The following is a 9287-nucleotide window of genomic DNA, read 5'->3' on the forward strand; positions in this document are numbered from 1 at the left end:
CGCACTGCCACAACCACATTCAGTGAGATGGGGCCGTCGCCCGCGACGGCCCCACCCGAAAGGAACAGCATCATGGGCAAGCTCGCACTCGTCACCGGGGCCACCTCGGGAATCGGTCGCGCATACGCCGAACGCCTCGCCGCCGAAGGCTACGACCTGGTGATCGTCGGCAGGCGCGCTGAGCGGTTGGCGCAATTCGCCGACGCGCACCCCGAGGTGAAGGTCCGAACCGTGGTCGCGGATCTTTCGAACACCGCCGGCTGAACCGATGGCGCTTCGATGTCGAAGCACTACGCTCGAACCGTGGCCAAGGCCCTCAACCCCGTCCAGCTGCGGACGTACTTCGCCCTGATGGAGGCCGTCAGCCTGCTGCAGTACGCGGTGCGCGAGCAGCTACAGGCCGACGGCGGCCTGAGTTACGTGCAATTCGAGATCCTCGCCAAGCTTGCCGACGCGGGGCGCCCACTCACCATGACCGACCTGGCCGACGGCGTGGTGTACAGCCGCTCCGGCCTGACCCATCAGGCCGGGCTATTGGAAAAGGAGGGCCTGATCACGCGGGCCGCTTCGCCCGACGACCAGCGCGCCACCGTCGTCAGCATCACCGACGACGGCCGAGCCCGCGTCGCCCAGGTCCTACCCGGCCACATCGACGTCGTGCGCGACGCGCTGTTCGACTCGCTCTCCGATCGGGACGTCCGCACCCTCGGCGAGATGATGGGCCGCGCCCGCGACCACATGCGTTCTCGGCCACCCCGTTCCGCCGCACGCGCGCGGCGCGCACGCTGACCGGCTGCGTGTTGCCGTCAAACGTGGAGCCGTTTGGCCCTAGGCGCTCAACGAGTGTTGAGCAGAAACTGGGTCATGGACGAAAAACGGGACCGGGAGTTGGGAACTGAAGCTTAAGCAACTCGTCGCTATGGCGGTGGTGTCCGGCGGACTGAGTTTGGCCACCGTGGGACTGGGTGCGGGCGTGGCACAAAGCGACCCGTCGTCTCCGGTGCCCACGCCCACGCGCCCGACCAAACCCTCCAAGCCGCCGGGGCCCGACCTCCCGCCTGGCATCGTTGACGCTCCCTCCATCCCGCTGGGTCCGCTGATTCCGGATTCCTAAGCGTTAGTCGCTCGAAAGGGTTGCCCCGCTCGACTACTACGCGACACGTCGGGGATGCGAAACTCCATATTCCGTAACGGTATTCGAGTTTCCCAATTTCGGGGGAGATCCCGGTCGCCGGGAATCGCGGCCTCCTCGCCCTGCCGGCGGCAACCGGAATGCGACAAAGGGTCCGACGTCGAAGGACTTTGGCCCCTACTTCCAATGGAAGTGGAGGGCCGACAGTGAGATCGCACGACCTGCTGGCTTGGTCGGACAGGAGAGAAAAATGAACCGCGAAGTGAGCAAATTCTTCAGTGGAGCCTTCGGTGGAATTGCCTACGCCCACGCAGGCTACGCCATAGCCGCATCCAACGGCATCATCGATGAGCCGATCTTCCTGGGGCGGAAGTGGGGCGTCGGATTCATGTGGACTGAGGCCATTGTCTACACCGCCATCAGCGTGGCCCTCGGGTACCTGGGCTGGCGCTCGCAGCCCGTCAAGCTGCACGAGGTGACCGCACCTGAAACAAACGGGCAAAGCAAGCAAGGCGCGAGCCCGCCGCAAGTGCCGCTGTCAAAATCGGGTTGATAGAGCAGCGCTCGTTCATTTGGGTCGTCGTTGACTGGAATGCGATCGCCCGCACAGACAGGAGGCCGCGACCCGCATGAACGCCGGTCCCGTGAAGTGGTGGAGAGTCTGCGCGGCGCTGCTATGCACGACCGCGCTGGTTCCCGCAGCGTCGGCGTCGGCAGACCCCAACGATGATGCGTTCATCGGGGCGCTGTCGAACTACGGAATCAACACCGACAACCGCGACACCGTGATTGCGCACGGCCATGGGGTGTGCGCCGCACTCGACAAGGGCCAAGACTCAAGCGTCATTGCGCTCAAGCTGATGAACGACTCGAAGCTCGACATCTCGTCGAGGCGGGACGCCGGGTTCTTCGTCGGCGCTTCGGTGGCAGCATATTGCCCCCAATATCGAGGCTCTGTCGACCCATCGGTGATCTGGCTGCTGCCGTTTCCCCCGATGATGTGATCGCAATGGCCATAACGCCGGTCGGCCCCTAAGACCCGCCCGGGGGCCATTTCCGTGCTCGGCGCCACGTTGGGATCGGTAGCTGCGCGAGCGGCGTCTAGTCGTACTGCAAGGAACGAACAGGCTTCCCGAGACAAGGAGCAGGCGACATGGGATTTATGGACAAGCTGAAGGGCACCGCCATGCAGGCGATGAACCCGGTGGGCCAGGCGGCCACGCGCGACAAGATCATGAGGCTGAACCAGTCAGGTGTGCTGACGCCGGCCACGGTGGACTCGATGCGTGAAACGGGCACTCAGCTCGGCGGTGGGCACCAAATCGATTTCGAGCTCACAGTGCACCCGGCTAGCGGTGCTGACTACCAGGTGCGGGTATCGCAGTCGATGCACGATGTAACCCTCAACGGAATCTCCGAGGGGGCTCGGATCAACGTCAAGGTGGATCCCGCAGATCCGCAGTCACTGCTGGTTTGGGGCGCCGCCGGTTAGCGCAACCGGGCTTCGTGGCTTTCACTCCACTTCCTCGGCGTGTGACCAAGTCCATTTGACAGCCACTAGCGGAAATGGCCCTCGGAGTGACTGCGGGGGCCATTTTCCTGCCCAACGGGGACACCTCTGGGACCATTAGCGCGTGACTGTGCGCCAAGCCGACGCCGTAAGCACCGCTCGCGGCGTCGTAAGCCATGCTCAAGGGGGGTCGGCCCAGCGGCCGGCGGAGCCCGGGTTCCGCGACGATATCGAGGGCTTGCGCGGCTTCACGCTGCTGGCCATTCTCGGCTTCCACATCTCCATGCCCGGCGTCAGCGGTGGCTTCGTCGGTCCCGACATCTTCTTCGAGATCTCGGGCTTCGTCATCACGGGGCAGCTCTGGCGCCAGGTGAGCACTACCGGCACCATCGGGCTGCGCAAGTTCTATGGGGCCCGCGCCCGCCGGCTGCTGCCGGTGTCGGCCACGGTCGGCGTCGCCACCGCGATCGCCGCGGCCCTGCTGCTGCCCCTGGTGCAGGCGCAAAGCGCCTTGAAGGACGCGATCGCGTGCGCGCTGTACGTCCCGAACTTCTGGTTCATCGTCCAGCAGGTCGACTATTTCTCCGGCGGCACGCCCTCGCCGTTCCAGCACTACTGGACATTGGGCGTGGAGGAACAGTTCTACCTGTTGTGGCCGCCCATGATCGTCGGCACGGCGTGGCTGATCCGGCGGTTGCCGCGGCGCGCGAAGGCCGGTGAGGCCCCTGCACCGAGTCCATCGAGAAGCCCGTACCTGGTCCTCGTGACGGTGATCGCGGCCGTGTCGTTCGCGCTGTCGCTGCTGATCACCTACGTGATGCCGCTGGCGGCGTACTTCTCGCTGTTCACGCGGGCCTGGCAGTTGGCCGCCGGCGCCTTGGTGGCCCTCACGGCCGAGTACTGGCGACGGCTCCCGGCGCGAGCGGCGGTGATCACGGGATGGGGCGGGATGGCCATGGTCCTGTGGGCCTGCGTCTTCTTGACCCCGGACGTTCCCTATCCGGGCACCGCCGCGCTGTTGCCCGTGGTGGGCACCGCGCTGGTGCTCGGCGCCGGGTGTTCGACCCCGTCGCGGGGCGCGGGGCGCGTCCTCGGCTGGTCACCGATGCGGTTTATCGGGCGGCTGTCCTACTCGTGGTATCTGTGGCACTGGCCGGTGCTGGTGTTCGCGCCGATCCTGGTGGGTCACCCGCTGGGGCTGGCCGGCAGGTTCGTGGCGGCGGTCGTCGTCTCTGGCGGGCTGGGGTGGCTCACGCTGCGGTTCATCGAGAACCCGTTGCGATACGCCGCTGTGCTGCGCAAGTCCCCGATGAAAAGCCTGGCGGTCGGCGGTGTCGCCACGTCGGCCGCGGCCTGTGTCGGCGTCGCCTTGCTGATGTGGGTGTCGTCCATGCCGATGCCCGTCGCGGTTGCGCGCGGCGCGCAGGCCACGCCGCTGACGATCACCGCGCCTGCCCGCCCGACCGGGGACAGCATCGAGGCCTATGACGCGGCGGTGCAGGACGTGTTCTCACAGGTGCAGGCCGCGGTCGCGTCGTCCGCCGATGTGAAGGCCGTGCCGTCGAACATGAGCCCGACGCTCGGCGACGCGGCGGGCGAAATCGGGGCGATGTTGTTCAACGGCTGCCTGCGCGCGCCCTTCCAGAGCGGACAACCCGAATGCGCGATGGGTGACACCGCCTCCAAGACGACGGTGGCCATGGTCGGCGACTCGCATTCCTCGATGTGGATTCCGGCGTTCCAGCAGATCGGCAAGCAGCGGCCGTGGCGGCTCGAAGCCATGGCGAAGGCGGCCTGCCCGATGATGGACCTGCCCGTCGCCAACCCGATCGTCAGTCCGCTGGTCGAATACCTGCAGAAATGCGGGCAATGGCGCGGTCAGATCATGGACCGGCTACGCGCCGAGCACCCGGCGCTCGTCATGGTGAGCGTGTTTCGCGGGTACACGGCCACCCACAGCAACGGATTCCTGTCGGGGTTCTCGTCATACGACCAGGCATGGAACGACGGCCTGACCCGCCTGGTGCGTCAACTGCGCGAAACCGGCGCCAAGGTGCTGGTGCTCGGGCCGCTCCCGCACCTGACGACCTCGGTGCCGGGCTGCCTGTCCGAGCACCTCGATGACGCGACGGCCTGCTCGCCGCCCATGTCGTACGCCTTCGACCGGCCCGGCATGGCGGCCGAGGCCGCCGCGGTCAAGGCCGGTGGCGGACAGTACGCCGACCTGTCCGAGCTGTTCTGCACCGCGAAGCGCTGCCCCGTCGTCGTCGGAAACACCCTGGTCTATGTCGACGCGGGCCACCTGACGCTCGAATACTCCCGGCTGCTGGCGCCGGCGATAGCGGCCCTGGCCGACCGCGCGTTGCACTGACACGACGCCGCTGAGCCGTTGTCCTGCCGCAGAAATGGGTAACCGAATCGCATGGTTCGTCAGGAGGAGGGCCGGTGGGATGTCAGCGTCAAGAGCAACGCGGTTTGCCTTGAGCGCATCTCTGACGGCGACAAGCAGTTATTCGAAGATACGTTGGCACCCGAGGAGGCCCGCAAGCTAGCCGGGCTCCTGACCAAGTACGCCGACAAGGCCGACGAAGCGGAGAAGTCCGAGGACTCGGATAAGTCCGAGAAGTCCGACGACTCCGACAAGTCTGAGGACTCCGACGAAGCGGATAAGTCGGAGGACGAGTCCGACGACTCCGACAAGTCAGACGAGTCCGATAAGTCAGAGGACTCCGACAAGTCCGAGGACTAGTGCCGTCGCGCTGTTAGAAGCACCCGCTCACATGAACTCGCCGGCCCACCCCGGCGCAGACGTTCACGTTCGGCGTGAAGTCTTGCGGCAGTGGCGCATAGTCGCCCGGCGGCGGGGCGTAGGTGTTGACGGTGTCGGCGACGTTGGTGCACCCGCTCACCGAAACGCGCCGGCCGACGCTCGCGCAGACGTCGGCGTTGGCCACGCCGGGGGGCTGCACGACGGCATAGATTTCCGGGATCGCGGTAAGGGCCAGCACCGTGGCTCCCGCGACGGTCCACGACCGCGCCCACAGATTCATCGCGATCTCCTTTCCTACGGGGTGGCGCCGCTGTCGCCGAGCAGCGGAGTCCACTGGCAACGCTGCCTGATGTCGACGAGCGGCTGACGGATGTTCTCCAGGTCGGCCTGCTCTTGCGGGTTGGCGTTGAAGTAGTTCTGCACGTCGTCGCGGATCAGATCTTTGGGCCGATCCTGAAGGCCGGTGTAGAACCCATTGACGTCCGGGTGGGTGAACAAATAGGTCGAGAGCGACGCCGCGACACCGGCGGCGACACCCGCCACGTCCCCGGCAGTGCAGTTGGCGGGCCGTGGTGGCGGATCGGCCGCGGCGGTTCCCGCGGCGGCAAACAGCAGTGTGCCGGTGACCGCGCCGGCACCGATCGCACCGACGACAACCCGGCGCCGAATGGAGGTGGTTGGGAGAAACATGGCGAGCCCCTTCCTGCGCATAGACCATCTTCTGCCAACGTCGCCGGATGCGGAAGGGTCGCGAGCAGCCAAGACCAGGCTGATCGCCGCCAAGTTCCGTTAGTGTCCAAAGGCCGACAGGAAGGACCGCAATGAACCGATTGCATCCGCGGGCCGCCGGATTCGCGTCCGTGGCAACCGCAGTAGGGCTGTGCGCCGCCATTGTGGTGCCCGCGACGGCACACGCGACGCCGCCCATCGGGATCACCGCGGTGACCCTGTCGAAGCAAACCATTGACGGCAAGGATTACATCGTCAGCGAGATCACGGTCGCGCCGAACGGGAGCACCGGCTGGCACACCCACCAAGGTGAGATCTACGGCGTCATCAAGTCCGGCATGCTGACCCACTACGGGTCGGACTGCCGGGAAGACGGCGTCTACGGCCCGGGGGCCGCCATCACCGATCCCACGGGCCCGGAGCACGTTCACCTCGCCCGCAACCTCGGAACGACGCCGCTGGTCCTCGATGTGACCTACATAGATCCGGCGGGCGCGCCGACCTCCGACAGCGCGGCCAACCCCGGCTGCGACTTCTCATGAGCACATTCGGTTTTCACACCCTGGCGCTGCTGACCGCGATCGGTTTCGCCGGGCCGCTGCTGGCGTCCGTGCCGCGGCTGCGAATCCCGATCATCATCGGCGAGCTGGCCGCGGGGCTCGTCGTCGGCAAGACCGGCCTCGGCATCATCGACGACGCCAACCCGACCCTTCAGTTGCTCGCGAACATCGGCTTCGCGCTGGTGATGTTCGTGGTGGGCACCCACGTCCCGATTCGCGATCCCGCGCTGCGCTCGGCGGCGCCGCGCGCGCTGCTGCGCGCGGTCGTGATCGGCGCGGTCGCGGCGGTGATCGGTGTCGGGCTGGGCGAGGCGTTCGGCACCGGCCACGCCGCGCTCTACGCGGTGCTGATGGCGTCGTCGTCGGCGGCGCTGGCGCTGCCGGTGATCGATTCGCTGCGGTTGCAGGGGCCCGACGTGTTGTCGGTGACCGTGCAGATCGCCATCGCCGATGCCGCGTGTATTGTGTTGCTGCCGTTAGTAATTGACCTGAAACGCGCGCCGATCGCGGCGCTCGGCGGGCTTGCGGTCGCGGCCTGCGCGGCGGTGTTCTTCGCCCTCCTGCACGCTGCCGACCGCAAGGGCTGGCGTCAGCGCCTGCACAAGTACTCCGAGAAGCAGCGCTTCGCGCTGGAACTGCGCACCAACCTGGCCGTGCTGTTCGCCCTGGCGGCGCTGGCCTCCAGCACCCACGTGTCGATCATGCTGGCGGGCTTCGCCCTGGGTCTGGTGATCGCGATGGTCGGCGAACCGCGACGGCTGGCGCGTCAGCTGTTCGGCATCACCGAGGGGTTTTTCAGCCCGCTGTTCTTCGTGTGGTTGGGCGCCTCGCTGCAGGTGCGCGAGTTGGGCGCGCACCCCAAGCTCATCCTGCTGGGGCTGGGCCTGGGGCTGGGTGCCGTGCTGGCGCATTGCGTGGGACGGCTGCTCGGCCAGCCGCTGACGCTCGCGGCGCTGTCCGCCGCGCAGCTGGGCGTGCCGGTGGCCGCGGCCACCATCGGCAACGAGGAACACCTTCTCGTCCCGGGCGAGGCATCGGCGCTGATGTTCGGCGCCTTGCTGACGATCGCCGGCACCTCGCTCGCGGGCGCGCTGGCTGCTCGCGGTCGGCCGGCCCCCGCCGTGTGAGGAAGGGACCGAAGAACTCCCATCCGGGTCCATTCGGCCCTACGGGCCGCCTTCGACCCAGTGGTCGGATGAAACCTTCGGCCGATCTAGGGGGCAACCATGAGGGATCGTTTGTATCGGGTCTCCGATCGCCTGCACCAGGGCCGCACCGTCGCGGTGCCCGGTCACGAGATCGCACACGTGGTGTCGGGCTGGCTCGCCGAGTTGGGCGCGGACAGCCCACTGGCGGACGATCTCGAGCGGGCGGTGCGCGTCGGCGACTGGGCGGCGGCCCGCATGGTCGGTGACCAGTTATCCGTCGACGTGGCCGTCATCGCGGCCTAGGACTTGTCATGTCGAGCTCCGCAATTGGCCCAAAGTCCTTTTGCCTAGTGCCGTCCTGCTCTCGCATCGCCGCACGTGATTACGCCATCGTGAACGTGACGAAGCTTTACCGAAGGGAACCAGAGCGATGAACGCGCGCTTTCCGGATGCCGGCACAGTCCGGACTGTCCTAACCCTGGCGGGCCGCGCACCCTCGGTGCACAACACGCAACCGTGGCGGTGGCGGGTCGACGACACCAGTCTGCACCTGTACGCGGATGCGGAACGCCAACTGCCCAACACCGACCCCGACGGGCGGGACCTGATCTTGAGTTGCGGCACGGCGCTGCATCACTGCGTCATCGCCTTCGCCGCCGTCGGGTGGCTGTCCAAGGTGACCCGGCTGCCGAATCCCGACGACCCCAATCACCTTGCCGCGATCGAGTTGTCGCCATACCCCGCCGACGCCGTCGACATCGCGCTCGCCGCGGCGATACCGCGGCGCCGCACCGACCGTCGCCACTACAGCGCGTGGCCGGTGCCGGTCGGGGACATCGCCCTGATGGCCGCGCGGGCCGCCCGAAACGGCGTGACCCTGTGCCAGGTCGAGGACCTCGACAAGCTGAACGAGATCGTCGCCGAATCCGTCGCGGAACACTTCAATCGCGACTACCTCGCCGAGCTGACGGCCTGGAGCGGGCGCTACGCGTCGGTGGCGGGCGTTCCCGCGCACAGCACGCCGGCCTCGGACCCCGCGGCGAAGATCCCGGGCCGGTTCTTCGCCGGCCCCACGCTGCACCAGGCGCCCGAAGCGTCGTCCGCGGAGGACAACGCCGTGGTGCTCGCGCTGGGGACGCGGGCCGACGACCGGCTGGCGCGGCTGCGTGCCGGCGAGGCCACCAGCGTCGTGCTGCTGACCGCGACGTCGATGGGGCTGGCCAGTTGCCCGGTCACCGAGCCACTGGAGATCGCCGACACCCGCGAGCTGGTTCGCTCCGACATCTTCGGCGGGGGCAACTACCCGCAGATGCTGCTCCGGGTGGGCTGGGCGCCCATCAACGCCGACCCGTTGCCCGCGACACCGCGGCGCGAACTAACCGATTTCGTCGACTGGGTGAACGAATAAAGAAGGCAAGCAGCGCACGCGATTTGGATG

At 67.3% G+C, this 9287-nt stretch carries 13 protein-coding genes; 11 read left to right on the forward strand and 2 right to left on the reverse strand.

Going from position 1 to position 9287, the window contains the following annotated elements:
• Window positions 1-72: 72 nt before the first annotated feature.
• The 7 genes from AC5Y2S_RS17010 (at window position 73) to AC5Y2S_RS17040 (ending at window position 5391) form a co-directional block, all read left to right on the forward strand.
• A complete protein-coding gene (locus tag AC5Y2S_RS17010) occupies window positions 73-264 on the forward strand; it encodes an SDR family NAD(P)-dependent oxidoreductase (protein ID WP_499957243.1) in 192 nt (63 codons plus the stop codon).
• Window positions 265-303: 39 nt separating this feature from the next.
• Window positions 304-789 (forward strand): MarR family winged helix-turn-helix transcriptional regulator, encoded by a 486-nt coding sequence (locus AC5Y2S_RS17015; RefSeq protein ID WP_499901340.1) that lies wholly within the window; start codon window positions 304-306, stop codon window positions 787-789.
• A gap of 593 nt (window positions 790-1382) precedes the next feature.
• Entirely contained in the window at window positions 1383-1685 is a 303-nt protein-coding gene (locus AC5Y2S_RS17020) for a hypothetical protein (RefSeq protein WP_499901339.1), read from the forward strand.
• Between the two features lie 76 nt (window positions 1686-1761).
• The gene (locus AC5Y2S_RS17025) at window positions 1762-2136 is read left to right on the forward strand and encodes a DUF732 domain-containing protein (protein ID WP_499901338.1); all 375 of its coding nucleotides are present in this window, start codon (window positions 1762-1764) and stop codon (window positions 2134-2136) included.
• 149 nt (window positions 2137-2285) lie between these two features.
• Window positions 2286-2624 (forward strand): hypothetical protein, encoded by a 339-nt coding sequence (locus AC5Y2S_RS17030; RefSeq protein ID WP_499901337.1) that lies wholly within the window; start codon window positions 2286-2288, stop codon window positions 2622-2624.
• Between the two features lie 142 nt (window positions 2625-2766).
• Entirely contained in the window at window positions 2767-5013 is a 2247-nt protein-coding gene (locus AC5Y2S_RS17035; protein WP_499901336.1) for an acyltransferase family protein, read from the forward strand.
• 51 nt (window positions 5014-5064) lie between these two features.
• The gene (locus AC5Y2S_RS17040; RefSeq protein ID WP_499901335.1) at window positions 5065-5391 is read left to right on the forward strand and encodes a hypothetical protein; all 327 of its coding nucleotides are present in this window, start codon (window positions 5065-5067) and stop codon (window positions 5389-5391) included.
• Window positions 5392-5404: 13 nt separating this feature from the next.
• Here the strand turns inward: AC5Y2S_RS17040 and AC5Y2S_RS17045 are convergent, their stop codons facing one another.
• Window positions 5405-5692 carry a hypothetical protein gene (locus AC5Y2S_RS17045; protein WP_499901334.1) on the reverse strand — a complete coding sequence of 96 codons (288 nt, stop codon included), beginning with the start codon at window positions 5690-5692 and terminating at the stop codon, window positions 5405-5407.
• Window positions 5693-5706: 14 nt separating this feature from the next.
• The gene (locus AC5Y2S_RS17050) at window positions 5707-6102 is read right to left on the reverse strand and encodes a hemophore-related protein (RefSeq protein WP_499901333.1); all 396 of its coding nucleotides are present in this window, start codon (window positions 6100-6102) and stop codon (window positions 5707-5709) included.
• Between the two features lie 131 nt (window positions 6103-6233).
• Here AC5Y2S_RS17050 and AC5Y2S_RS17055 point away from each other — a divergent pair, with 131 nt between their 5' ends.
• From AC5Y2S_RS17055 to AC5Y2S_RS17070, 4 genes are all read left to right on the forward strand, one after another.
• The gene (locus AC5Y2S_RS17055) at window positions 6234-6683 is read left to right on the forward strand and encodes a cupin domain-containing protein (RefSeq protein ID WP_499901332.1); all 450 of its coding nucleotides are present in this window, start codon (window positions 6234-6236) and stop codon (window positions 6681-6683) included.
• On the forward strand, window positions 6680-7828 hold the full coding sequence (locus AC5Y2S_RS17060; protein ID WP_499901331.1) for a cation:proton antiporter: 1149 nt from the start codon (window positions 6680-6682) through the stop codon (window positions 7826-7828). The genes AC5Y2S_RS17055 and AC5Y2S_RS17060 overlap by 4 nt, the downstream gene beginning before the upstream one ends.
• 99 nt (window positions 7829-7927) lie before the next feature.
• Window positions 7928-8152 carry an Rv2628 protein family gene (locus AC5Y2S_RS17065; RefSeq protein ID WP_499901330.1) on the forward strand — a complete coding sequence of 75 codons (225 nt, stop codon included), beginning with the start codon at window positions 7928-7930 and terminating at the stop codon, window positions 8150-8152.
• Between the two features lie 127 nt (window positions 8153-8279).
• Window positions 8280-9257, forward strand: a complete 978-nt coding sequence (locus AC5Y2S_RS17070; RefSeq protein WP_499901329.1) for an Acg family FMN-binding oxidoreductase — start codon at window positions 8280-8282, stop codon at window positions 9255-9257.
• Window positions 9258-9287: the final 30 nt, after the last annotated feature.

The organism is Mycobacterium sp. NGS69, from assembly GCF_059812165.1.

What these genes read in the sequence shown, in the direction of transcription:
- AC5Y2S_RS17055 (WP_499901332.1), top strand. Translation starts at nt 6,234, where the DNA reads ATGAACCGATTGCATCCGCGGGCCGCCGGATTCGCGTCCGTGGCAACC.
- AC5Y2S_RS17045 (WP_499901334.1), bottom strand. Translation starts at nt 5,692, where the DNA reads ATGAATCTGTGGGCGCGGTCGTGGACCGTCGCGGGAGCCACGGTGCTG.
- AC5Y2S_RS17070 (WP_499901329.1), top strand. Translation starts at nt 8,280, where the DNA reads ATGAACGCGCGCTTTCCGGATGCCGGCACAGTCCGGACTGTCCTAACC.
- AC5Y2S_RS17060 (WP_499901331.1), top strand. Translation starts at nt 6,680, where the DNA reads ATGAGCACATTCGGTTTTCACACCCTGGCGCTGCTGACCGCGATCGGT.
- AC5Y2S_RS17030 (WP_499901337.1), top strand. Translation starts at nt 2,286, where the DNA reads ATGGGATTTATGGACAAGCTGAAGGGCACCGCCATGCAGGCGATGAAC.
- AC5Y2S_RS17010 (WP_499957243.1), top strand. Translation starts at nt 73, where the DNA reads ATGGGCAAGCTCGCACTCGTCACCGGGGCCACCTCGGGAATCGGTCGC.
- AC5Y2S_RS17020 (WP_499901339.1), top strand. Translation starts at nt 1,383, where the DNA reads ATGAACCGCGAAGTGAGCAAATTCTTCAGTGGAGCCTTCGGTGGAATT.
- AC5Y2S_RS17025 (WP_499901338.1), top strand. Translation starts at nt 1,762, where the DNA reads ATGAACGCCGGTCCCGTGAAGTGGTGGAGAGTCTGCGCGGCGCTGCTA.
- AC5Y2S_RS17065 (WP_499901330.1), top strand. Translation starts at nt 7,928, where the DNA reads ATGAGGGATCGTTTGTATCGGGTCTCCGATCGCCTGCACCAGGGCCGC.
- AC5Y2S_RS17050 (WP_499901333.1), bottom strand. Translation starts at nt 6,102, where the DNA reads ATGTTTCTCCCAACCACCTCCATTCGGCGCCGGGTTGTCGTCGGTGCG.
- AC5Y2S_RS17040 (WP_499901335.1), top strand. Translation starts at nt 5,065, where the DNA reads ATGGTTCGTCAGGAGGAGGGCCGGTGGGATGTCAGCGTCAAGAGCAAC.